This window comes from Parashewanella curva (assembly GCF_003675895.1).
Taxonomy (GTDB): Bacteria; Pseudomonadota; Gammaproteobacteria; order Enterobacterales; family Shewanellaceae; genus Parashewanella; species Parashewanella curva.
Genome location: NZ_ML014758.1, coordinates 56,205 through 81,765, shown reverse-complemented (window position 1 = coordinate 81,765; position 25,561 = coordinate 56,205). Strand labels below are relative to the sequence as shown.

Here is a 25,561-nt window from a genome sequence, read left to right as displayed (position 1 = left end):
CACTTTCACGCCTCGAATAATGCAACGCTGAACAAGCCCTGAAAGTTGCATCTTCAAGTATCACGAGTATAAACACTGCGAAAATTTTTAGACTGTAAAAATTAAGGCGGGAAGAACCCGCCTTAATTAATCGCAAACTATTTTAAGCTCGCCACCAACATTTGGTTCATTAATTTAATGAAATTAGACGGATCTGCTAGGCTGCCTTTTTCAGAAAGCTGAGCTTGTTGCAGTAACAAGTTAGCCCAATCAGCAAACGCTTCTTCGTCTTGTTCTTGATCTAAACGCTCCATTAATGGGTGTTGTGGGTTGATTTCAAACAACGGCTTAACTTCTGGTACTGCTTGACCAGCCGCTTCCATTAGTTTGATCATTTGAGATGACATTTCACCTTCACCAGTCACCACACAAGCAGGAGTGTCAGTTAGACGAGTTGTCACTTTCACATCACTTACTTTATCAGCAAGTACGTTTTTTACACGCTTAACTAGAGCTTCAGAGTCAGCCGCAAGCTTTTCAGCTGCTTCTTTTTCTTCTTTATCTTCTAAATCACCAAGCTCTAAGTCGCCTTGAGTTACAGAATGTAGCTTCTTCTCTTTAAATTCGTTTAAGTGATTTACTAGCCATTCATCGATGCGATCGTGCATTAAGATGACTTCAATACCCTTCTTACGAAGTAGTTCAAGGTGCGGACTGTGAGCCGCAGCCTCATAGCTATCAGCAACGATATAGTAAATCTTCTCTTGACCTTCTTTCATGCGCTCGATGTACTGCTCAAGCGATGTAGTAGGAGCAGATGAATCTTCGTTGGTAGAAGAGAAACGTAATAAACCTGCGATACGCTCTTTGTTAGCAAAGTCTTCAGCTGGACCTTCTTTCAACACTTGACCAAATTCAGCATAGAATTTCTGGTACTTCTCAGCATCATTTTTCGCCAGCTTTTCTAGCATACTCAATACACGCTTAGTGATACCACTGCGCATAGATTGAGTCACTTTGTTATCTTGTAAGATCTCACGAGATACGTTCAAAGGTAGATCGTTTGAGTCAATCAAACCTTTAACAAAACGTAGGTATGATGGCATGAATGACTCTGCATCATCCATAATAAACACACGTTGTACGAACAGTTTTAAACCTTGCTTAGCATCGCGGTTCCACAAATCCCAAGGTGCTTTTGATGGAATGTAAAGCAAGCTCGTGTATTCATGCTTACCTTCTACTCGATTGTGCGCCCACAATAGTGGATCGGTATAATCGTGTGAAACGTGCTTGTAGAATTCATTGTATTCATCATCAGAAATGTCTGATTTATTACGTGTCCAAAGCGCTGTGGCTTTGTTCATGCCTTTCCATTCACCTTCAGTCGCTTCGATTTTTTCACCGTCAGGACCTTCAGACTCAGGCTTGCCCTCTTCCCACATTTCAACAGGAATTGAGATATGATCTGAATATTTGGTGATAATCGACTTTAAACGCCAGTCATCCGCAAATTCTTTTTCTTCGTCACGTAAGAATAGAGTGATTTTAGTACCGCGACCTTTTTTAGTGATGTCTTCTACAGAAAACTCACCTTCACCTTCAGATTCCCATTTAACGCCTTCTTCAGCAGCGTGACCCGCAGCACGAGTTTCAACCGCTACTTTTTTAGCAACGATAAAGGCAGAGTAGAAACCAACACCGAATTGACCAATCAGTTGTGAATCTTTAGCGGCGTCACCAGATAAGTTAGAAAAGAATTCAGCTGTACCAGACTTGGCAATGGTACCTAAGTGCTCAATCACGCCGTCACGAGTCATACCGATACCATTATCTTCAATGGTAACTGTACCCGCTTCTTTATTCGCACTTACACGAACTCTTAATTCACCATCACCTTCGTATAAGGCATCGTTGGTTAAGGCGTTGTATCGAAGCTTGTCTGCTGCATCCGCAGCATTTGAAACTAATTCACGTAAGAAAATCTCTTTGTTTGAATACAAAGAATGGATCATCAATTGGAGTAACTGCTTAACTTCGGTTTGAAAACCATGAGTTTCTTGTTGTGCCATGAATAAAACCTTTATTAACTATTAATGGCGACTAAATGTCGCGTAAAACACTTCAATAATAAATAAATGGGGCATGGATTTGGGTTTTCAAGGGGAAAGTTAAAAAACCACAGATATTTCTTAAAATATGAATTCATACCTCACTGAAACAGCAATGAAATTTTCAGCAATACATAGATATATCAATACATTAAAAAAAAGTAACTTGATAAAAGTTTACTATGGTTGAGAATAATAACTAGGAGCTGGTTTCAGTGAGGTTTTAGTAATGAGCGTGAGTGGCAGTAAAAATTATGTTCCTCTTTTAACTTTTCAAAAAGAACTCGCAACTCAAGATAAACCATGGAAACAACAAACATGGGTTGGTTCAGTCAATAGTGCTTGCTCATCAACCTTCACAGTTCTCTATGCTGTTGAGTTCTATGGCAGTACAAATAGTCAATTTCAAGCCTTTGCTGTACAGCCACCACACAATCTCAAATACACTCTAAAGGATGATAAATACTCGTTATTGGATTACAAATTAACCTGCTTCAAGTTATCTAGCTGCGGCGAAGAAGTTATTAGTGTTCAAGATGCAAAGCAAGTCATAGAAAAGTTCATGCTCAAAAACTCGAGATTACTCTCTACAAGCTTTTCATCTAGCCAATAGAAAACAATATTGCTATTACCATCTCCTATATAGATACATTCCTTATAATTGCTTTCTTCCCGTAAATGACAAAGCCAAAGTAGTGCTATCCACATACTCAAGCTCTCCACCAACGGGAACACCGTGAGCAATTCGAGTCACTTTCACTTCATACCTTGCAGCTATGTCACCAATAAAGTGAGCGGTAGCATCACCTTCCACCGTTGGATTTGTTGCCAAAATCAGTTCGTTAACATCACCTGAAGCTAAATGTTGCTCTAGTAAATGCAGCCCTAATTCATCAGGCCCTACACCATCAAGTGGCGATAAATGCCCAAGTAACACAAAATAACGGCCTGAGAAATGCCCGCCTGACTCTACCGCTAATACATCTGCCGGTGTCTCTACCACACAAATGGTTTCTGAGTTACCACGCTTACTGCTGGCACAAATTGAACACTTTTCTTCTTCAGTAAAGGTACGACAGGACTGACAATGACCCACTTCTCGCATCGCTTTTGCCAATGTATCAGCTAAATGAGCACCTGATGAACGTTCGCGTTCTAATAATTGAAATGCCATACGTTGTGCGGATTTAGGGCCAACTCCGGGTAAGCAACGTAAAGACTGGATTAATTCATCAACAAGGGGGCTAAATTTCATTATTATTCCTAAGTGCTAAAGCCAACATCTATCGCTAGAAATCATTTTAACATTAAATTTTGATCACCATGATTCATTTTCAGCTCATCTTTCCTTAGCATAACTTTAACGGTCTTAAATTTGAGCATAACAAATGGCAAGTGTAACTGTAGATTCTGAAAGTTGCATAACCAATGTCACTCCCTTAAAAGTTGACAGACGCACTTTTGGCAGATGTTGTTTGCTTAAAAAAGAATTTGAGATAACGACTTCAGAACAACAAGGGCTAATATCAGTTAGAAGAATCAGGAAATTTGTGAGGGATGAAACCATTACTCCCTTAACTTTTTCAGGCACTCAATCACTCTGTAAACGGTACTTTGTCTCTTATTTAACTAAAAACTGCACACAACAAGAACAGTTAAAAACAATACTTAATGTCCCGGTTCTAGAGAGAGAAGGAGTATTAGAAGATCTTCCATCAGAGTTTAAGGAAAGCCTGATACCTGAACTTGCGAAAGAAATGTTAAGACAAGAACTAATAACCGATTTTAAAGTCCTAATTCCACGTTTAAGCCAAAAACAACTGGTTGACTGTTGGCCTCAAGCTAGCAATCAGCAATTACAAAATATATTGCTTGATACTTTAGTGCAGGTTATTGATGAGCAAGAGCAAATAACTACAGGAGATGGGGGGAGAACACTCTACTACGAACTTGGAAAAGAGCCATTGTCAGAAATTTGCTCTGTGGGCTTAAAGCGTCAATTAGCGATTAAGTTATTCAACAATAAACAATTGGGTTATGCTCGAATGCTTTTTAATAACGTTGATAAAGAAATGTGTAAAGCAGGTTTGCCTGCAAAAGTATTATTTAGATTAGTGAGCGTAAATGAACCTTCAGAACTTTACTGTTTTTTCAATTCTATTGATTATGAAAGTAAGTCTTCGATGGTGAATGAACTCCTTCCTAACAAGCGTCATTTATTAATAAAAGACATTTGTAACAATCAACCTCTCGAAGAATACAAAACCCTTCTCATTTTATTAATTCAGAACTGTACAATTGAAAATTTAAAAGGTTTAGTCCCTAACTTAACAGCCATAGGGATCTCAGCAATTTTATCAGTAATAGACTGCCCCAATAAACGAGCACAAATCATCCTTAGTCTTGATCATAGGCTAACAGAATTCTGTAGCTTAGCATCATCTGCTGAATATATCACTGAATTTAAAGAGCAGTTAAACAGCCAGCCAAATTTAAGTCAACAATGGCAACAACTTACTAAAAAATATCTTGATTGGTGTACTTCATAGTTCAACTGAGTCATGTTCATTGCTTACTGTTGATGAGCATCTAAATATTCTTGCGCCTGCTTTTTTCCCATATATTTACCTAAGGTTCGAACAGGCACACTCGTCAAATCAACCACAATCAAACCATCTAAAGCAAAATTAAATGCAGGGTCAACATTAAAGCAAACCAACTTACCGTTCATTCCTAAGTACTGCCTCAACAACACGGGTAACCCTAAACCTTGTTCAAGGCGACTCAATACTTTTGACAAAAGTGGCAATTTAGAAATTGAACTCAACATATCTGAACGCCAAAACTCTTGACCACTCGTTTCAAGCGGCGTTGTTGGTTTCACCAACTTAGCTTTTTCATCATCATAATAACTAACTGACATGACAGAAGCGATAAGTTGCCTTGCAACAGGACTATAGTCGTTACTAATGCTGACAGGGCCAAACAAATGCGTGTATTTGGGGTTTTGTTCCACAAAACTCGCAATCCCTTTCCACAATAAGAGTAACGAATGCATGTTGCGCTGATACTGTTTTGCCACCACTGAGCGCCCTAATTCAATTGATTGACCTAAACTTTCGATAAACGCTTCACCGTATTGGAATAAACTCGCAGAATAAAGAGCGTCGATTCCTCCTTGAGCAATAAGCTGATCAACCAAACCTAGTCGATAACAGCCAACTAAGTCTCGATTGCCTTTATGCCAAACAAAAAGCTGATGATAATTCTGATCAAATCGGTCTATATCACAACTTAAACCACTCCCTTCACCAACTTCCCTAAAGCTTTCTTCACGAATACGGCCAATTTCATGCATCATATTTGGGATCTCAAGTGAAGGTGCACAATAGACTTCGAATTCCCCTTGAGATAACAGCTTATAGTGTTCAATTGTTAACAGCTCGCTTTCTAACTTATCAACTGATACCGGAACAATAATCTGCTCTGCATCATTACCTTGTGGTATTGACTGTTGCTTATTGGCCACGCTTCCCATCAAATAAGTGTTTAAACGAAAGTATTGAGTCATATCTTCTTCTTTATCAAAATCTTTGATTTCGCTATAAACAATTGGGTTACCAATTGAAACAGAAATAGTCTCACCAGACTTATTAAGGAGTTCTCGTCCAAGCAGTGCTGTTCTAAGCAACGGGTGAATCCTCCCTAATTGATAAAACAGTTTGCTATTCAACCCATTGATAAAAATAGGGACAGTTGTTGCTTCTGCGTGTTTAACAAATTTAGCGACAGACTTGCTCCATTCTCTATCTGTAATTTTATTTTCACTAGCTTGCCACGAAGACACCTCCCCTGCAGGAAAGATAATCAACACTCCACCATCTTTTAAATGTTGGTTTGCCTCTTTTATGGCTCTACGATTGGTTTGCCTTGCTTGCTCACCACTAAAAACATTTACACCAATGAATAATTCATCCAGCTCTGGAATACGCTTTAGCAATTCGTTAGCGAGCACTTTGACATCTTTTCGTACTTTAGAAATTAATGAAGCGAGAATTATCCCTTCTATACCTCCAAACGGATGATTAGCAACTATTAAAACCGAACCTTCATTGGGAATATTATCAAGCGAGCCATGCTCGACTTTATATTGAGTACCAATTCTTGCTAATGCTTCATGCATAAACTCAAAGCTGTCTTTCTTCAGAGCAACTTGTTTATACAATAACTCCAGTGTTGAAAGGCCTGTCGCCCACTCAACAACCGATTCAGCGATCCCAAAGGGCGTTCTTCTTGGAAGCCTAAACGGGCTATCGATCATATTAAGTTCCTTTTATTATTTTTAGTGCCTTAACTAAGTTAAAAAACAAAGAATAAAGATGATTTAGGTACTTTAAAATCAGATGGTTGGGTTAGATAAGGTAAATAACCTCAGCTCTGCATAAGCCAACCTCTACAGTACAGCTACTTATGCGTATTTCTGTGTTAGAACAGCCCGTAATAGACCAGCTATTACGAACTGCTCTGCCTTGAACTACACAAAATTAGCAGCACTGTAGATAAAAGTTTAAGGTTTTTATAGTAAATCAAAATGTTATTGATTTCGTTATACAGAGCTGAGGTTAAATAGAATACCTAGCGATTGTAGACCACAGAGACACAAAACTATCTTCGATTAGCTATGTGTCTGTGTCCTAATACCAATTACTGTAATTGGTATAATATATAGAATTTTAATGCTATGACTGCAAAAGGTTGTTGGTGAAAGAGCCTTCAGTTTTAACATCCCGAACAAACAGAAACACGCTACAACACCATACAATACATGCCATACCAAATAGTAATCCGCCGTCATTGCCAATCACTTCTCCCATACTATTAAACTCTGGCATCACCACGCCTAACGGTGTAAATAAATGGAAGAAAATGGCTCCAGTCATAATACCAGCGCCCATCGCCGCCCCCAAGCCATGCAAGCGAGTGAAAAGCAAAATAGAAGCAACCAATTCAGCAAAACCAATTAAATATCCGCCATAAACGCCGAACCAATCAAAGCCCGACCACTTAGCTAAAGTTCCGAAAATATGTTCAGTTTCGTAAGAACCTGTAAATTTAAAAAACAAAGATTGAATAAACACAAATGCGATAAACGCAGATGGTATATGTTTTAGTGGAGTAAACTTCATGTTAAATATCCTTATTTCTTAATGAGTTTCGGCCAATTTTTGTCGGCAGTGGCAATGTGACCCGCACGATCTTTATCCCACTTTCGCTTTATGTCAGCGTCATAATTAAGATAAAGTTTGCCATTAACAATAGCCCACTGCTTAGGATCTCCTGAAGCGAAGTCATTATGAACTGCAACTGCCCATGCACAATAACCACCATATTGCGGCGCATAGGCCTCAGGACTTGCTTTAAACTTATCGAGATTAGCTTTAGAAGAAAAGTACCAATCAGCACCTTTGTACTCTGTCTGCCACTTACTGCTTCCTTTCACAGGCTTCCCTTCTGTAAAGTAAGCAACCGTGTCATAACCGCTCACGGCTTTATTACTAAATACTCCGGTATAAATCTCATCAGCTGCAAAGGAAGGAATGCTGAACAGTATGATGAGCAAGGCAAATATCTTTTTCATTTGAAAACTCCTGGTTCTACAATGTCACTTTTACAACAACTTAGGCTAGTACGAAGATCTACATTGCGATGATTATCGATCGATTGATAAGTCATCTCTTGCTTTGTAGAAGATGCAATAACCTGAGTAAAACTCACTGTACTCGCATCATTTCTGTCCATCAATGGAGAAAGATGCGGATAATGTTCGTCATGGGCTTTATGAAACAATCTTCCAACTTCATGTTTTGGCTTGGTTGATAACAATTGTTTAAACAGCTTCGACCTATAAGTGCACGCCATCTCAAAATGCATAGCTGCAGAGACAACCGGTGCACAAGCAAAAGAACGAATTAACTGTTCTCCATCCCAAGTCCAACGAACTACTTCATCACCAATATAGTCGGTGTCAAAAGAAACTAGGGTAAAAGGGGCAAACAAGCTTAAATCCATTTTTTTTATACGGTTATCAACTGATCTACTGGAATAACTGCTTGCTAACCGCTTGATAATAAGACCTCGGCTAGTTAATTCACCAATAGGAGTCTTGCCTTGATAATAGTTGAGCAAACAAACGGTAACACCATGTTCATTCGTAGAAATCCAACTTCCACCGCCAACTGGATCAAATGGCATTAAACATTGAACACCATCAATATCTATGCGTTGTGGTTCGAGTGCTGGCAACCGGGAACGCTGCTCGTCTCGATTAAAATAGACTTCGTAGTGATTATCTTCATGATAAAACCAAGATAATGTGCACATACCTATTGAGCCCTCTGATAAGTTGCCGTTGTTGGTGCGACACCAAAATAACTATCAGAATCAACACCACGTAATGACGCAGCGACTTTAGCCATAGCAAAATGGTGAGTAGCATGAAGCGTGGCAAACGTTAGCTCTCGCGCAAGACTAGAAATGACTTCCTCAACATGAGTTTGAGACAACAATACTTCGGTTTGAACGCTGACGGATTGACTCAATTCATCAGAAGTTAATTGGAGTGCCCACTCAATAAGATCACTGATTTCCTGTTTAACAACCTCTAAACTGCGTTCGACTATATGACCGCGACGACGAACGTTATAATCAATTTTCAAAGGGTTGAGCTTAATAGCATGAAACAAATCCAACCAATGACGAAAATGCTCTCCAATAGAGCTACTAAAATGAGGTTGAGGGATAAAGACATAGTCTTCCTGAGTGAGTGTATCTAAAAATTCACGCCCTTGATTCAGCGTTTCAATACACCCTATAACGGATTGAGAAGGGCTTGTCTGATCATTTGAAGCTAAGCGTATCCGTACGTCTTTCATTATTTTCGTCCTAAATAAAGCAATCAGTCAGTCATTGGATAGAGATGCGTTAACAGCTTTTCTTCCCTCCAAGCTTGCAGTAATGTTGTAAGGTTCGGTGTTTTATGACCTTGCTTTTTATATTTCGAACCAATCTGATAAAGTAATCGGTATTGCTTCAAAAGCGTCCTAAAAATATCACTCAAAGCAGTGTCACTATCCCAAATATGCGCAGCTTCACTGCTTGCACCATTGATTTCCAAAATATCAAAGCACTCACCATTCATTAGAGCTCGAATGTCTTGGAACTTAATATCAAGACGACCAAAATTAAAGCCTTCAAAATCTGCCAAAACATCATTTAACTTTTGCTCTAATGCTTGAGTGATAAACTGGTTACCATCACGAAAGATTGCACCAAAGGTATGGCTACCGGCAAATGCCAGCTGAAACTCTTCCCCTTCAGGAACAATAAAATCGAGTTGTTCTTTATGTCTTGGTAAATATAGATGCTTCAATTTACCGGCTCTCGGGCACTTTCCAATCAACTCTCTCAATGTAGATTTACCATCTCCTACCACTCGCGGAGAATACTTCAACGTCATAGAGATGATTTTTCCTTGTGATTCTCCAGGCTGCTTTACATAGAAAACTCCTGCTTCAGCACTATAATGAGACTTTTCCTGCAATAAAAAGCGACCAGATACGGGAAAGCTCTCAATATAGCTCCGTAATTGAGCATCTGAGTGAATCAACTTTACTCCCACCCCGCGACACCCAACATCAGGTTTCGCAACTAAGGGATAAGTCAACTCAACCCTTTCTAGTTGATCTGTAGCTTCACTTAATAACTCTTCAATATGGTGTTGAGTTTTAGTCAAAGTAATAAAAGGAAGAACCCACTCTTTGGTCTGTTTACCTGCTGAATTAAAAATATCATGCTTGGATTCACCCACCATACCGCTTAACTTAATGGCTGGATTGGCAATTAATGGCAATGCCCAATCACGATGAATTACGCTTAAAACAGCACTTTGTAATATAACAGGAGTGTAAAAAAACCATGTTGGAAAGAATTCAAACGGAGAGAGAGCCCGCCTAGGCTGATGAAGAACAGGCATTCCCGCGTTCACCATTCCCTGTGGAATCATTTCTACGTTAGCGAGTCGTGTCATCCGCGTACCTTAAATAGTGCTTTAGTAACTAATTTATTGAGCAACAGTATCAAGCATAGACCTATAGGAATAAGCAACCAACTGGTTTGGTTATCTTGAAACAACTGCGCATTGCCAAGCTGAAAGAAGGAGCCGAAAACAAGTATAGTCCATAGAGCAGTAGCCGTTAATACTACGATAAAAAACTTGATCTTGGGCACATCGAGAAATCCACTCAAAGTAAATCCTGCAGCTCTTAAACCCGGAATAAAACGGATAAAAAATAAGGTTAAGAATGCTTGTTTATGTAATTTACGACGCATACTTCGTGCATGATGGTATCGAAATAATCGATAACGAAGGAAACGAACTTTTTTTGCTGTTTTTCCAATGAAGTAAAGCCCAAAATCACCAGTACTAATACCAACAAAAATGGCCAAGAGCGCGGCATAAGTGGGCATAACCTGCTCAACAGCTAACGTCGCAGCAGTTACAATGGCCAAGTCTTCTAATAAGTAAGAGAATAAAACAATACCGAGAAATAAGGTTGTTAGTGACAGATTGTCTTGAAACAACCAAGCCTCAATTGTTGTCGCTAGATCTACTATAACTCCCTCCTAATTACCCTTACCCCAAAAAGACACGTAAATAACCTGTTCCCTATATAAGCAAACCTCTTCAGCAAAGCTACTTATGCGTATTTAAGCGTTAAAACAGCCCGAAATAGGCCGGCTAGTACGAACTGTTCTGCCTTGCACTACACAAAATTAGCCGCACTGTGAATTGAACTTAAATTTTTTCTATAAAAACAAGTTGTACTGAATTCTTTATACAGAGCTCAGGTTAAATAGCTACATTGATAAAGATAGAATAATCCTGAAGAATTTCATCAACAGAATAATAAAACACTGATTGTTTATTAAAACGGGAGCTTAGAACGTATATAAAACCACTCAAAAACTTTAGAGAGTATACTTTCAAGCTTTATAATATCGCATCATCTCTTCCCCCTAAGGTCACAGTTTGATCACTAAACTGTAACCATGAAATGAGGGTTGAGTAATTCTTCACGGTGATAATTCAATGCTTCACCATTGAGCTGTTTCACTTTTGCTCCTGCGCTTTCTGCTATGCAGTGACCAGCAGCGGTATCCCATATCATTGTCTGACCCAAGCGTGGGTAATATTGTGCATGCCCTTCTGCAACCAAACAAAACTTAAGTGAAGATCCAACTTCAACCATATTATGTTCTCCCAGTGTAGCCAAAAAATTTGCCATATTCGGGCTAGGGTGCGAGCGACTTCCCACAACCGTAGGCACGGTAGCCTGCCTGACTTTGATCTCTTCTCGCTCTTTCTTTGTCTGTAACCAAGCTTTTTTACTATCACCTAGCCAAGCTTTGTCTAGGGCCGGAGCATGAACAACCGCTAAACTTGGCCTACCATTTTCGATTAAGGCAATGTTAACCGTGAACTCACCATTCTTGCTAAGATATTCTTTGGTTCCATCCAAGGGGTCAACCAACCAATAGGAATCCCAATGCTGCCTTTCAGCCCACGGGACTTGAGCTGATTCTTCTGTAAGAATCGGGATATTTGGTGTTAAGGCAGACAAACGCTCAACAATAATCTTATTTGCAGCTAGGTCTGCCTCTGTGATCGGACTACTATCAGCCTTCTTTTCAACCAAAATATTGCTGTGGTAGCGTTCCATAATAGCTGTGCCTGCATCAATCGCAATATCATAAATTGATTCAAGTAACTTACTCACACAAAACTCCTTTATATACTCGTGATACCTGAAGATGCATCTTCAAGTATCACGAGTGTAAATGAATAATCTGACGTTCATTCAATGACAGTAAACACCGTTCAACCAACTCAAACACTGAAACACCTCCAGCTTGCAGATGGATTTCCGGCTGCTCGGGAACTTGATACTGTGAATCAATACCTGTGAATTGCTTAATTTCACCCGCTCGTGCTTTCTTATATAGCCCCTTGGGATCTCGTTTTTCACATTCAGCTAAAGGCGTATCAACGAAAACTTCCAGAAACTCCCCTTCAGGTAATAAATCTCTGACTAACTGTCGTTCGTAGCGATAAGGAGAAATAAAAGCACTAAGCACAATCAAACCGGCATCAGTCATCAGTTTAGCGACTTCCCCCACGCGACGAATATTCTCGCGGCGATCTTCCTTTGAAAAACCTAGATCCTGACACAGTCCATGCCTAACATTATCACCATCAAGTAAATAAGTATGATAACCCATTTCCGCCAATCTGGATTCTAATGCCCCTGCTACGGTTGATTTTCCAGCTCCACTCAAGCCCGTGAACCACATTACGCAAGGTTTTTGTTTTTTCTGACTGGCTCGAAAATTCTTATCTATATGGTGACTGTGCCATATAATATTTTCGTTATTTTGATGCTCTATATTCGGTGGCATAAGTAATTAATATCTCCAAATCTAAATGTGCGTTATTGCGTTATATAGAAGGAAAGAAAGGAAACAGATATGGGATTAGCAAGAGCACCACAGCCGAATACACCACTGACATCGGTAATCCCACACGGACGTAATCCCTAAGTTTGTAGTTCGCAACACTGTAAACCAGCAAATTAGTCTGATAGCCATACGGCGATAAAAAGCTCGCACTCACACCAAATAACAGTGCCATAATAAAGGGCATAGGATCGGCACCATAACTCAGCGCCAAACTATAAGTAATAGGAAACGATAACGCTGCTGCAGCATTGTTTGTGACCAACTCAGTCAACACCAAAGTCAATAAATAAGTTGCTACCAAGGCACCGTATATTCCCCAACCATCAAACGATGCCATTAGCATATTGCCCATTTGCTCAGACAATCCACTCGATATCATCAATTGAGCAAGCGACAAAGCCGAACCTACGATCACCACAATATCTAGAGGAAACCGACGTCGAATTTCTGTAAATGAAATAATACCCGTTGTCACTAAAACCAAGAGGTAAACGGCAAGCCCATTAATGATAGGTAAAATGTCGAGCAAAGCACCTGCAATAACAGCCGTAAATCCAGCCAATACAGCAAAGCTTTTTCTGCTATCGAGCCGGGCGCTTGAGTCTAGACCATTCATCAACACAAATTCACGATTTAGCCGCTGCTTTTTATCGTTAAATGTCTTACCCGGTACTACAACTAAAGTGTCACCCGCATGAAGTTCTATATTGCCAAGGCCACCAGCCAAACGCTCATGTCCACGGCGGATTGCAACCACCACGGCATCAAATCTCTCTCTAAATTGGACACTTTTTAATGTCTTACCACGTATATCCGCAGAGTGGCTTACGACCAATTCCAACATTGATTGACCATTTAAATGATGTTGCCCAAATAAGCGAAGTCCTTTAATTTCTTGTAAGCTGGCCACACTTTCCACATCCCCGCAAAACAACAAGGTATCTCCTGCAATTAATCGCGTATCCGGACATACGGGTGCCAACGTCTTACTATCTCGGATAACTTCGGCTAAGAAAAGACGGCGCAATGCACGTAAGCCGTTCTCTGCGACCGTCTTTCCTGCCAGAGGAGAACCGCCTTCAATTCGCGCCTCAAGAAAATAAGGCAAAACATCCTGACCATTACCGTCATAGACTGGCAACAGGTAACTAAGCGGGATCAGGATCATCAGTCCTATCATCAATACAGCCAAACCAATCACTGTCGGAGCAAAAAAATCCAGACTGGGCAAACCTGCATCTTCGACAAAACTGTTGATGATAAGGTTGGTTGACGTACCAATCAAAGTCAGGGTTCCACCTAAAATGGCCGTATAAGAAAGTGGAATCAATAGCCGTGACGGCGCATGGCGTTGGTTTCGCTTAATTGCACTAATTAATGACACCACCACGGCAGTATTATTAGTAAAGGAGGATAAAAGAGCGGTCGACAGCCCAAGCTTGGCTATTACGATTGATTGTCCGCCTTGTGAAATCTGACGTCCAACCCAACTTATCAAGCGGGTTTTCTCTAATGCAACGGAAACAAGGATCAGCAATACCAAAGTTAACAATGATGAATTGGTAAAGTTCCCAGCAAGCGTTGGCAATTCAATCATCCCAGCCTGAAAGCCGACAAACGCAGCACCAGCAAACAGGTAGGCCGGCTTGATCCGTGTAGTCAACAAACAGGTTATAATCACTATTAACATGACAAGAACTGTGCCTTGTTCCCAGTTCATTCGCTTATCCCAATAACTTGCTGAGGTCTTTTGAATCCCAGTGTGGGAAGTGCTTACGGATAAGAGTATTGAGCTCAATTTCAAATCCACTGTAGTGGTTGGTATGTTTCTGATCCCTCAATGCCTCGCGTACCATCCCAGCCCCAACCGTCACATTGGTCATACGATCAATCAAAATAAAGCCCCCGGTATCGGTACAGTCTTGATACGTATCTACAGCAATAGCTTCATTAAGCGCCAATTCACATAATCCGATACCATTAAGTGGCAAATGGTCAACCTCGAATGTGTCTAAGTTATTGATATCAAGTTGATGTCGTATAGCTTCCACTGAGCCAACTGTCTTCTTACCTGCGACTTTAATATCATAGTGAAGTCCTATTTCTAGAGGTGCTTCAGCCATCCAGACAATATCAGCCAATAAATGATTGCTTAATGGCACTTCATCGCTCTGTGCCACTAGCGTATCGCCGCGGCTGATGTCTATTTCATCTTGCAACGTCAGGGTCACAGCTTGACCTGAATAGGCTTGTTCCAAATCACCGTCAAAGGTCACGATACGGGTAACCGTGGAGCTTTTCCCAGAAGGCAGAGCTCTGACGACATTACCAACTTTCACTATTCCAGAAGCCACCGTTCCAGCAAAACCACGGAAGTCTAAATTAGGACGATTGACATACTGAACAGGAAAACGAAATGCGCCGCTATTTTTTCCCAACCCTATTTCGATGTGTTCCAAAATAGAAAGCAATGGCTTGCCACCATACCACTGGGTATGCTGGCTAGTCTCAACCACATTATCCCCGTCTAGCGCCGATACTGGCACTAAGGTAATTTCAACCTGAGGATTCAGCTTTTTAGCAAACACCAAATATTCATTACGAATTGCCTCAAATCGTGCCTGTCCAAAGTCCACTAAATCCATCTTATTAACTGCAACAACAAAATGCCTGATCCCAAGCAGGCTAGCAATGTACGAATGGCGACGAGTCTGATCTAGCACACCTTTGCGAGCATCAATTAGGATCACCGCTACATCACAAGTTGACGCACCGGTTGCCATATTTCGAGTATACTGCTCATGACCCGGCGTATCAGCAATAATGAATTTACGGTGCTTGGTGGAGAAATACCGGTAAGCTACATCAATTGTTATCCCCTGCTCTCGCTCTGCTTGCAGACCATCGACCAAGAGTGCCAAATCAGGTTTGTCACCTGTAGTACCAATTCTTTGGCTGTCAGCATGAATGGCCGCAAGCTGATCTTCGTAGATCTGCTGAGAATCTTGTAGCAACCTACCAATCAGAGTACTTTTTCCATCATCTACTGAGCCGCAGGTGAGAAATCTAAGTAAAGATTTGTTCTGGTGCTGTTCTAAGTAGGCTTCGATACCTAGGTCTGACACTTGTTGTTCAATTGCGCTGTTCATTAGCCTCTCCCTAGAAGTACCCTTGGCGTTTTTTCATTTCCATCGAACCAGATTGGTCATGGTCAATTGCCCTGCCCTGTCGTTCACTCGAAGTTGCAACCAACATTTCCTCGATAATGCCTTGCAGCGTATTAGCCTCAGATTCAACGGCTCCAGTTAATGGATAGCATCCCAAAGTACGAAAACGAACACTCTTGTGCTCAATTTCCTCTCCCGGCAACAGCTCCATGCGATCGTCATCGACCATGATCTGCATGCCGTCACGATTAACCACCGGACGAACCTCAGACAAATAGAGCGGCACAATTTCTATCCCTTCTAAATAGATATATTGCCAGATATCCAACTCAGTCCAGTTCGACAAAGGGAATACACGAATACTTTCGCCCTTATTGATTTGTCCGTTATAAGTTTTCCACAGCTCTGGACGCTGGTTTTTCGGATCCCAAGTATGATTCTTGTCTCGAAAGGAATAGATTCGCTCCTTAGCACGAGATTTTTCCTCGTCACGACGGGCACCGCCGAACGCCGCATCAAAACCGTATTTATTCAACGCTTGCTTAAGACCTTGAGTTTTCATGATGTCTGTATGCTTAGACGAACCATGAGTAAATGGGTTAACCCCCATAGCCAAACCTTCTGGATTTTTATGTACCAGTAAGTCAAAGCCATACTTTTTTGCGATACGATCGCGAAACTCAATCATTTCACGAAACTTCCAATTGGTATCAACATGAAGAAGTGGAAATGGAATCTTACCCGGATAGAATGCCTTACGGGCTAGGTGCAACATCACCGATGAATCTTTTCCGATGGAATACATCATCACTGGATTATCAAACTCGGCAGCCACTTCACGAATAATATGAATACTCTCCGCCTCCAACTGCTTGAGGAGGGTTAAACGTTTGGGGTCCATCTCTATCTCCATGCTATTCTCTATAACTTTCCTATGCTAGCTTCACAACAGCTGAAAGCTGCTGGTGCTTTTCCTGCTGTCCAAACCAATGCAGTTTTTCTGATAAATTCACAACTTCTCCTACCACTATCAGTGCAGGAGAAACCGCATGCTCAGCTAATTGAGCCAGCTCATTAAGCTGACCTTTCAATACTTTTTGAGATTTCTGAGTACCTCGCTCGATGATCGCCACTGGCGTTTCTGTCGAGCGGCCATGGAAGATCAGTTGTTTTTGTATATGGCTGGCTTTCATCAGTCCCATATAGATGATCAATGTTTGCTTTTCGCGAGCCAATGTCGCCCAATCGAGTTGATCTGCACCTAGTTTAAGGTGTCCGGTAATGAACATCGCACTCTGGGCATAATCACGATGAGTTAGAGGGATACCTGCATAAGCAGTCGCCCCCGCTGCTGCGGTGATACCCGGAACTTCCTGAAAGGAAATACCCGCTTCAAATAGGACTTCCAATTCTTCGCCACCACGGCCAAAAACAAACGGATCCCCACCTTTAAGACGAACAACCCGCTTACCTTGCTTAGCGTAATGCACCAACAAACGGTTCGTTTCTTCTTGCGGCAGACTGTGAAATCTCGCTTTCTTGCCGACGCTAACGAGTTCAGCATCGTGACGAACCAATTCCATCACCTCACCTGAAACTAGATTGTCATAGAGCACCACATCGGCCTGCTGCATCAACTGCAACGCCCGCAATGTCAGTAACCCAACATCCCCCGATCCAGCTCCAATCAATGCGACCTGTCCTTGCGGCTCAACATTACGGGACAAAGATTGCAACTCCTGCTCAGCCTCAGTGCTTCTTCCTGCAGCCACCAGTTCAGAAAAAAGGCCGTTAAAAGCTTGCTCCCAGAAGTAACGTCGACCTGCCAACGTTTTAACGGTTTTAGCCAACTTCGTACGAAAACGCCCAGCTATCTCAGCCATTTTTCCAATATGCTGAGGCAACATGGCCTCAAGTTTCTCGCGAATTAACCGAGCAAGAACCGGCGCTCGACCGGAAGAGGAAATCGCCACAATGATGGGAGAACGATCAACGATAGAAGGAACAATAAAGCTGCAACGCTTAGTATCATCAACAACATTCACCAACACCTGACGCTGGTTGGCAGATTGATAAACAAGCGCATTAACCGTCTTACTATCAGTGGCGGCAATAGCCAAAAAAATCCCATCCAAATTGGCAGGGGAAAACTCTTGGGACAGCAAGGAGATCTCATCAGCCTGCAAGGCTTGTTTAAACTCCTCATTAACTTCGCACGCAATGACACGAACTTCCGCGCCCGCCTTTAACAACATCCGCGCTTTACGCCATGCCACTTCGCCTCCACCCACTACTAAGCAAGGTCGGTGTTTCAAATCTGCAAAAATGGGTAAGTAGTCCATTTAAAAATCCTTAAATCCCCGAGCCATCATATTCGCCGTCATTTTCATGGAGGCCACACTCGCGCTTGAGTCCGAAAAAACGAGTGTCTTCCTCCTTCATACCTTGCTCCCACTTGCGGGTAGTATGGGTATCACCAACTGACAAATAGCCCTTTTCCCAGAGAGGGTGGTAAGGCAGCTCATGAGTGCTTAGATACTGATGAACCTTTTTGTTACTCCAATCAATCAGTGGCAGGAACTTAAACAAGCCATTCTGAACAGCCAAGATCGGTAAGGTCGCACGCGATTCTGACTGTTCACGCCGCAAGCCAGAGAACCAAGTTCCAACATTCAACTCATCTAACGCCCGCCTCATCGGCTCTACCTTATTAAGGCGGTTATACGTCTTTAATCCCTCTACGCCTTTATCCCATAACTTGCCAAAGCGTGCTTCCTGCCATGCTGGCGACGATTCAGCACGATAGACACGCAGATCCAGCGACAATCGTGCAGTTAAGTTATCGATAAACTGATAAGTTTCTGGGAACAGATAGCCGGTATCGGTCAAAATTATCGGAATATCTGGTTTTATCTGGGTAGCCATATGAAGCATGACAGCCGATTGGATCCCAAAGCTGGATGCCAGCGCAAACTCACCATGTAGATTATCCAGTGCCCAGCGGATGCGTTCTTCTGCAGATAGCGCTTCCAACTCAGTATTAATTTCGGCCAATTGGAGGATCTGTTCCTCTTTATTCTGTTGTCGCAGTTCAGACAATTCGAAATTGGGCATAGAAATCCCTTTTAGATACTAGAACTGGCTCAATGATTTCGGCGCGGATGGTAAAGTCACCAAAATCTTCCCCTGACTCACGCTCAACAGCCCAACGACCAACTAACAAATCAATCTCTTCCGTAATTTGTGCTACCGTGATGTTTTCGCGGTACATCTTAGGTATTCGTGTTCCACTACGGTTACCACCAATGTGCAGGTTATATCGCCCCGGTGCTTTACCCACCAAACCAATCTCGGCCAACATCGCTCTTCCACAACCATTAGGACAGCCAGTGACACGCAAGATTATGTTTTCATCCTGACCTAAGCCATGTTTGCCCAAAACTCTTTCTACATCTGTGACGAACTCAGGTAAAAACCGCTCTGCTTCAGCCATGGCAAGTGGACAAGTTGGAAAGGAAACACATGCCATTGAATTTTTTCGCTGTTCACTGACGCGGTTATCGAGTAAGCCATACTCACGCGCGATGTTTTCGATTTGTTTTTTATCTTTCGCATCTACGCCCGCCACAATCAGATTTTGGTTGGCGGTCATCCTAAAATCACCCTTATGAACTTTTGCTATTTCAGCAACACCCGTTTTAAGTGGCTTGCCGAGATAATCCAACAAACGACCGTTTTCGATAAACAGAGTCAGGTGATGCTTACCATCAATGCCTTCGACCCAACCAAATCGATCACCTCTTCCTGTAAACTCATAAGGGCGACTCTGAGTAAACACAATTCCAGCCCGTTTTTCGACTTCAGCTTTAAAGACGTCAACTCCGACACGATCTAACGTGTACTTGGTTTTAGCGTTTTTCCGGTTAGAACGGTTGCCCCAATCTCGTTGAGTCGTTACTACTGCGGCAGCTATATCAAGAGTATTCTCCAAAGGTATAAATCCAAAATCATCAGCTTTGCGCGGATATGTGGACTTATCACCGTGGGTCATCGCCAAGCCACCGCCAACCAAAACATTGAAGCCCACCAGCTTTCCTTGCTCGGCAATCGCAACGAAGTTAAGATCATTCGCGTGCACATCAACATCATTTTGTGGTGGGAGCACCACGGTTGTTTTGAACTTTCGAGGAAGATAAGTATTACCTAAAATCGGCTCTTCATCTGTGGTCTCCAGCTTCTCGCCATCGAGCCAGATCTCGGCATAAGCTCTGGTTTTTAGCAGCAGGTGCTCGCTGATCTTTTTCGCCCATTCATAGGCTTCCTGATGCAGCTCCGACTCTACTGGATTAGATGTGCACAATACATTGCGGTTCACATCCCCTGCGGTGGCGATAGAATCAATTCCTATTTGATTCAACGTCTGATGCATTAGCTTGATATTGGGCTTTAAAACACCATGAAACTGAAATGTCTGGCGGGTAGTTAAACGAATACTGCCATATAATGAGTGCTCTTCTGCAAATTTATCTATCGCCAACCACTGTGTCGGGGTAATGATTCCCCCCGGCATCCGCGCACGCAGCATGACATTGTGTATAGGCTCAAGCTTTTGTTTGGCTCTCTCTGCACGAACATCACGATCATCTTGCTGATACATACCGTGAAAGCGAATAAGTTGAAAGTTATCCGCAGAAAAACCACCAGTCATGCGGTCAGCTAAGCCGTCGACAATAGTGCCACGCAAGAAGTTACTTTCACGCTTCATGCGTTCATTATCTGATAATTTTTTTTCACTCATTAGTACACGTCCCTTTGATAACGTTTGTTCTTGCGAAGATCGTTCAAATACTGCTCCGCCTGTTCACGGTTTTGTTGACCCTGTAGCTCAACAACTGTAATAAGGGCTTCGTGGACATCTTTCGCCATATGGTTTGCATCGCCGCAAACGTAAACATGTGCCCCTTCCTGTAACCACTGCCATACTTGCTCACCCTGTTCTAAAATTCGGTGTTGAACATAGAGCTTTTCCGGTTGATCACGGCTAAACGCCACATCCATCTGAGTAAGCACTCCAGATTTGAGGAACTTCTGCCATTCAACTTGATAGAGGAAATCTTCGGTAAATGTTCTGTCACCAAAGAATAACCAGTTCTGACTGAGCGCATCTCGGTTATCCCGTTCTTGAACAAAAGCGCGAAACGGTGCAATACCAGTGCCGGGGCCAATCATGATCACAGGGGTACTATCATCAGCGGGTAACTTGAAATTACTATTAGGCTCTACAAAGACTTTCACCTCTCCACCTTCCTCAAGGCGACGGGAAAGATAACCGGATGCCCCGCCTTGTCGAATATCATCGCCATACTCGTACTCTACAGCCCCTACAGTCAGGTGAACTTCTTCACCCACTTCTTCCTGACTGGAAGCAATTGAATATAGACGTGGAGTCAGCCTGCGTAGCAAACCGATAAGCTGCTCTGGCGTAAGTTTAGTTTTATCTTCAGCCAGCACATCAACCACCTGATGCTCACCAGCATAACGGCGCAGCTTGTCTTTATCTTCTAGTAACTTGGCGAGCTTTTTACTTCCAGTAAGCTCTATAAATCGAGTTACCAGTTGAGGATTAGCGGCGGTAATTTCAAATTTGCTGATCAACGCCTGTTTCAGCGATAAATGCTCTCCGTCCACCTCAACAATCTCAGAACCATCCAGGCCGACATGTGTGGTGACAACATCGGCTAAAGCAGGATCATTTTCATACCAAACGCCCAGAGCGTCACCCGGTTGATAACTCAAATTAGAGCCCTGTAGATCAATTTCAATATGACGGACGTCCTTGCTGGAATGACAACCTGTAATTTTCTGATTAGTCAGTAAGGTTGCCGAATATGGATTTTGCTTAGTATAAGCAGATACCACGGGGGACTCGTGGTTAAGCGGAAGCTGTACCTCATTGGCATCATCAGTTGATAAGGTTTGCTTAACTTTACCCAAAGCCTGTTGTCGCCATTCGGCGGCCGGTACATCGTAATCAACATCACAATCCAATCGCGGCAGCATTGGTACGGCACCGAGTTTTGAGAGGTAGTTATCAAAATCTTTAGCTGTCTGACAGAAAAACTCGTAACTGGAATCACCCAGGCCAATCACCGCATATTTCAGCTTCGACAACTTCGGAGCTTTCTTTGATTGCAAAAACTCATGCAATGCAATGGCATCATCTGGTGCTTCTCCCTAACCATGGGTGGAAGCAACAATAATGACATGGCTTTCCTTCGACAAATTCTTACCTTTGTAATCCCCAGCGGCAAAACATTCCACGACCACACCTGTGGCAATCGCCTCTTCTTTCAGAGTTTCGGCAACGCCCTTAGCATTACCTGTTTGGGAGGCATAAATGATAGTGAGTTTACTTGCGGGTTGATCAGCCATAGCAGCTTGTTGTTCTATCTGTTGCTGCCCCGTTAGTTGAGGTTGACTTAAACCCCATAAATACCCGCTTAGCCACACCATCTGCTGTGACGTTAATTCAGCGGTTGCCTGCCGCAGTTTACGGATCTGCTGATCCGTGAGAGGACTGGCTATAGCCGATATTTCCTTGAGTGACATGGCACGACGTTCCTTATACAGTATGACGTGCCAGATTAACGGCCTAGATAAATATTCAAAAATAATAGATAAGTATATTTTATAACTTTTAGTAAGGTTAAAAGTTGTGCTGATTAAGGGTTGACCTGCGGAACTTATAATTTGAACACAATGAAAACCAGACTGGTTGCGTTTGTTCTTGTCAACTAAGTCAGGCCTTATGTCTAATACCGTTCGTACCAATTAACTATGTCTTAGTTAAAGCCTTAGCTTTGCAACTACATCGTTGCAATTCCTTACCATAGCTAAGGCTATGATTCGTCATTGCGCCTTGTATTTCCTTCGCTAATGCTTCCCTATAACACAGTTAATTGATGTGAACGGTATAAGATAAAAAAAAGCGCCCAAAGGCGCTATTTTAAAGGGCTTGAATTTAAAACGGCATTTTCATGCCCGGAGGCATCTGCATACCACCTGTTACTTCTGCCATTTTAGCTTTTTGATTTTCTTCTACTCGGCGAGCCGCATCGTTACATGCTGCAGCAATCAAATCTTCAAGCATTTCTTTATCGTCATCTTCAAGTAGGCTTGGATCAATTTCTACTTTACGAACGTTGTGGTTACCTGTCATGGTTACTTTTACAAGACCAGCCCCAGCTTCACCCGTCATTTCCATGCGAGCAATTTCTTCCTGCATCTTGGCCATTTTGTCTTGCATCATTTGGGCTTGCTTCATTAAGTTGCCCATTCCACCTTTTCCAAACATACAATTCTTCTCTAAGGTCTGTTTACATATTGTCGCCAATGTTACTTAATTTTTGGCACTATTAAAATCTAATTTGGCTATGCTTGCAGTTTTTGCAAGCATTTTTTCTCGTGGAAAACCTAAACTATCGATGTTTAAGCTTGCTCCCATATGTTGTTTTAACCAAGAAACATGCTGATCATCATTAAGTAGTTGCTCTGTTTCATCTAACAATGAACGATGAAAGCGCTTTCGGATTTCCAGCGGTGTTTCTTTGGTATCATCAACACCAATTTGAACATCTAATGAAATACTTTGCTCTAAATACTTTTCTAACTCAGTCTTCAGCTGCTCAATAGCTCCTGGGGCTGCTAAGTGTTTCTGATCAGGTTTCAGCAATAGCTGTAGTTGCTCAGCAAATTGAACACAGACAGAGTTCACTGCTAGCTGTCTGATTCGTCCACCTAGTTCTAGTAGCGACATTAGCTTGTACCAATATAAATCGGTTGAATCACCTTCAACCTCTGTTTGTGGTAACTGTGATTTTTCAACAACTTCAGTAGCTTCGTGGTTAGTTTGCTGTACTTGCTCAGCTGAAGCAGGCTTTGATGCTGCTTCAGCCGTTGCAACAGAAGATTTTTCTCCCTCTGGCGACTCAACAACTGGCTCTTCCCAAGGGGGCGTATCTTTTGGCGCTTCTGCTTTTACTGCATCAACTTCTTTGGAGCTATTATTTGGTTTTTCTTTAGTATCACTTACAGGTTTCCTCTCCACAGACAAACTGCGTTTGCTTCGAGGTTCAGCCTTTTTTGCAGGAGCGTCCTCATCACCTTGCTCAGACTCTAAATCAAACAATAAAGCATCACGAGACTGTAAAATTTGATCTAGAGGATCATCGCTTGAAGATTTTACGGCACTCTCTATTGGAGTTTGATCAGGTGTTGATACCATTTCAGTTTGCATTCGTTCAGCAACAACAGACGGCTCTGGCATTTGCGTAACGCTATCATTTAGCTGAGGCTCTGCATTTAGCATGTCTCCGTTATTAGTTGCAATATCACCCGCTGGAGTATCAACCATTTGAGGCTGATAACCTTGGCTCTCAGCTTGACTCATTAACAAAGCTTGCTCAGCTTCTAGCTCATCAACTTCAGTGTTAGCTTTCACTTCAACTTGTGATGGTTGAGGAGCAACAGCCTGCTCTACTTGCGTTTGTACGGGCTCAGCTACAACTTCTGGAACATTTATCTTAACAGGCTCTGATACTGGTGCTTGTTCTGATGGTTTTGATTCCCACTTTGTTACAGGCGCTTGCGGCACAAAGGCGATAGCTCTAAGCAGTGCCATTTCTAATCCAGATTTTGGATCGGGCGCATAAGGTAATTCTTTGCGCCCTGAAAGTAAGATTTGATAATAAAGCTGTACTTGCTCTGGCGACAATTGCTCAGCAAAAGCTTTGATTTGCTCAGCGTACATGGACAGCTGTGAAGCGGCTGGAGCAAACTGAGTCAGCGTGATTTGATGCAACAATTCCAATAAACTTCTGAGGACTTCTTCTGGCTCTGCGCCAAAGCTGATCACTTTCGCGGTTTCTGTCATCAATTCATTTACGTCGGCATGACATAATGCTTGAAGTAAACCAATAACATGACGTTCATCTATGCTTCCAAGCATGGTTTGAACTTGCTTGAGCATAACTTCACCACCACCGAAAGCAATAGCTTGATCGGTTAAACTCAATGCATCACGCATACTGCCATTCGCGGCTTTAGCCAATAATGTTAACGCTTCTTGCTCATGTTTGAGCTGTTCTTGCTCAAGCACATATTTTAGCTGATTGCCAATATCTTCTTGGGTCAAACTTTTCAGGTTAAACTGCAAACAACGAGATAATACCGTGATAGGTAATTTTTGAGGGTCGGTGGTCGCTAATAAGAACTTCACGTGCTCAGGCGGCTCTTCTAGCGTTTTTAGTAGCGCATTAAAACTGCTACGAGAAAGCATGTGAACTTCATCAATGAGATAAACTTTATAACGACCTCGGGTTGGTCGATATTGAACATTATCTAAAATTTCACGAGTATCATCGACTTTGGTTCTTGAAGCGGCATCCACTTCAATCAAATCCACAAATCGACCTTGAGCGATTTCAATACAGCTGTCGCACTGTCCACATGGCGTTGCCGTTACACCTGTTTCACAGTTTAAGCCTTTAGCAAATAAGCGAGCTAAACTGGTTTTACCTACACCGCGAGTTCCAGTAAATAAATAGGCATGGTGAAGACGTTGTTGGGTAAGCGCATTAACTAAAGCATGTAGCACATGAGCTTGGCCCACGACTTGCTCGAATGTGGCAGGGCGCCATTTTCTGGCTAACACCTGATATGACATGTATC

21 protein-coding genes and 1 pseudogene are annotated in these 25,561 nt (G+C 42.2%); 2 read left to right on the top strand and 20 right to left on the bottom strand.

Going from position 1 to position 25,561, the window contains the following annotated elements; genetic code table 11:
* Window positions 1–137: 137 nt before the first annotated feature.
* Window positions 138–2,051 carry a molecular chaperone HtpG gene (gene htpG / locus D5018_RS04180; RefSeq protein ID WP_121837746.1) on the bottom strand — a complete coding sequence of 638 codons (1,914 nt, stop codon included), beginning with the start codon at window positions 2,049–2,051 and terminating at the stop codon, window positions 138–140.
* Window positions 2,052–2,319: 268 nt separating this feature from the next.
* Here htpG and D5018_RS04175 point away from each other — a divergent pair, with 268 nt between their 5' ends.
* Window positions 2,320–2,703, top strand: a complete 384-nt coding sequence (locus D5018_RS04175; RefSeq protein ID WP_121837745.1) for a hypothetical protein — start codon at window positions 2,320–2,322, stop codon at window positions 2,701–2,703.
* A 42-nt stretch (window positions 2,704–2,745) separates the two neighbouring features.
* Here D5018_RS04175 and recR read toward each other — a convergent pair whose 3' ends face one another.
* Complete coding sequence (gene recR, locus D5018_RS04170; protein ID WP_121837744.1) at window positions 2,746–3,345, bottom strand: recombination mediator RecR; 600 nt, start codon at window positions 3,343–3,345, stop codon at window positions 2,746–2,748.
* 133 nt (window positions 3,346–3,478) lie between these two features.
* Here recR and D5018_RS04165 point away from each other — a divergent pair, with 133 nt between their 5' ends.
* Window positions 3,479–4,639 carry a hypothetical protein gene (locus tag D5018_RS04165; RefSeq protein ID WP_121837743.1) on the top strand — a complete coding sequence of 387 codons (1,161 nt, stop codon included), beginning with the start codon at window positions 3,479–3,481 and terminating at the stop codon, window positions 4,637–4,639.
* 23 nt (window positions 4,640–4,662) lie between these two features.
* On the opposite strand, the gene D5018_RS04160 is transcribed toward D5018_RS04165, so the two are convergent.
* From D5018_RS04160 to dnaX, 18 genes and pseudogenes are all read right to left on the bottom strand, one after another.
* Complete coding sequence (locus D5018_RS04160; RefSeq protein WP_121837742.1) at window positions 4,663–6,411, bottom strand: lysophospholipid acyltransferase family protein; 1,749 nt, start codon at window positions 6,409–6,411, stop codon at window positions 4,663–4,665.
* A 418-nt stretch (window positions 6,412–6,829) separates the two neighbouring features.
* Complete coding sequence (locus D5018_RS04155; protein WP_121837741.1) at window positions 6,830–7,276, bottom strand: hypothetical protein; 447 nt, start codon at window positions 7,274–7,276, stop codon at window positions 6,830–6,832.
* Between the two features lie 11 nt (window positions 7,277–7,287).
* Window positions 7,288–7,728: a YHS domain-containing (seleno)protein gene (locus tag D5018_RS04150; protein ID WP_121837740.1), complete on the bottom strand. Its 441-nt coding sequence runs from the start codon at window positions 7,726–7,728 to the stop codon at window positions 7,288–7,290.
* Entirely contained in the window at window positions 7,725–8,471 is a 747-nt protein-coding gene (locus D5018_RS04145) for an NRDE family protein (protein WP_121837739.1), read from the bottom strand. Before D5018_RS04145 ends, D5018_RS04150 begins: the two co-directional genes overlap by 4 nt.
* 2 nt (window positions 8,472–8,473) lie before the next feature.
* Window positions 8,474–9,022: a hypothetical protein gene (locus tag D5018_RS04140; RefSeq protein WP_121837738.1), complete on the bottom strand. Its 549-nt coding sequence runs from the start codon at window positions 9,020–9,022 to the stop codon at window positions 8,474–8,476.
* A 23-nt stretch (window positions 9,023–9,045) separates the two neighbouring features.
* Window positions 9,046–10,176: a D-alanine--D-alanine ligase gene (locus D5018_RS04135; RefSeq protein WP_121837737.1), complete on the bottom strand. Its 1,131-nt coding sequence runs from the start codon at window positions 10,174–10,176 to the stop codon at window positions 9,046–9,048.
* Complete coding sequence (locus D5018_RS04130; protein ID WP_207819215.1) at window positions 10,173–10,730, bottom strand: DedA family protein; 558 nt, start codon at window positions 10,728–10,730, stop codon at window positions 10,173–10,175. The genes D5018_RS04135 and D5018_RS04130 overlap by 4 nt, the downstream gene beginning before the upstream one ends.
* A gap of 455 nt (window positions 10,731–11,185) precedes the next feature.
* Window positions 11,186–11,926 carry a 3'(2'),5'-bisphosphate nucleotidase CysQ gene (gene cysQ, locus D5018_RS04125; RefSeq protein ID WP_121837735.1) on the bottom strand — a complete coding sequence of 247 codons (741 nt, stop codon included), beginning with the start codon at window positions 11,924–11,926 and terminating at the stop codon, window positions 11,186–11,188.
* Between the two features lie 49 nt (window positions 11,927–11,975).
* Entirely contained in the window at window positions 11,976–12,605 is a 630-nt protein-coding gene (cysC, locus tag D5018_RS04120) for an adenylyl-sulfate kinase (protein ID WP_121837734.1), read from the bottom strand.
* 40 nt (window positions 12,606–12,645) lie between these two features.
* Window positions 12,646–14,385: an SLC13 family permease gene (locus D5018_RS04115; protein ID WP_121837733.1), complete on the bottom strand. Its 1,740-nt coding sequence runs from the start codon at window positions 14,383–14,385 to the stop codon at window positions 12,646–12,648.
* A 4-nt stretch (window positions 14,386–14,389) separates the two neighbouring features.
* Window positions 14,390–15,814, bottom strand: coding sequence for a sulfate adenylyltransferase subunit CysN (cysN, locus tag D5018_RS04110; protein ID WP_121837732.1), 1,425 nt, complete (start codon window positions 15,812–15,814; stop codon window positions 14,390–14,392).
* A 10-nt stretch (window positions 15,815–15,824) separates the two neighbouring features.
* Window positions 15,825–16,733: a sulfate adenylyltransferase subunit CysD gene (gene cysD, locus D5018_RS04105; protein ID WP_121837731.1), complete on the bottom strand. Its 909-nt coding sequence runs from the start codon at window positions 16,731–16,733 to the stop codon at window positions 15,825–15,827.
* Window positions 16,734–16,764: 31 nt separating this feature from the next.
* Window positions 16,765–18,174, bottom strand: a complete 1,410-nt coding sequence (gene cysG / locus D5018_RS04100; RefSeq protein WP_121837730.1) for a siroheme synthase CysG — start codon at window positions 18,172–18,174, stop codon at window positions 16,765–16,767.
* A 10-nt stretch (window positions 18,175–18,184) separates the two neighbouring features.
* Window positions 18,185–18,946 carry a phosphoadenylyl-sulfate reductase gene (locus D5018_RS04095; RefSeq protein WP_121837729.1) on the bottom strand — a complete coding sequence of 254 codons (762 nt, stop codon included), beginning with the start codon at window positions 18,944–18,946 and terminating at the stop codon, window positions 18,185–18,187.
* Entirely contained in the window at window positions 18,924–20,630 is a 1,707-nt protein-coding gene (gene cysI, locus D5018_RS04090; protein WP_121837728.1) for an assimilatory sulfite reductase (NADPH) hemoprotein subunit, read from the bottom strand. The genes D5018_RS04095 and cysI overlap by 23 nt, the downstream gene beginning before the upstream one ends.
* Window positions 20,630–22,441, bottom strand: a pseudogene (locus tag D5018_RS04085) (assimilatory sulfite reductase (NADPH) flavoprotein subunit). Before D5018_RS04085 ends, cysI begins: the two are co-directional and overlap by 1 nt.
* Window positions 22,442–22,853: 412 nt before the next feature.
* On the bottom strand, window positions 22,854–23,186 hold the full coding sequence (locus tag D5018_RS04080) for a YbaB/EbfC family nucleoid-associated protein (RefSeq protein WP_121837727.1): 333 nt from the start codon (window positions 23,184–23,186) through the stop codon (window positions 22,854–22,856).
* A gap of 45 nt (window positions 23,187–23,231) precedes the next feature.
* Entirely contained in the window at window positions 23,232–25,556 is a 2,325-nt protein-coding gene (gene dnaX / locus D5018_RS04075; RefSeq protein WP_121837726.1) for a DNA polymerase III subunit gamma/tau, read from the bottom strand.
* Window positions 25,557–25,561 lie beyond the last annotated feature (5 nt).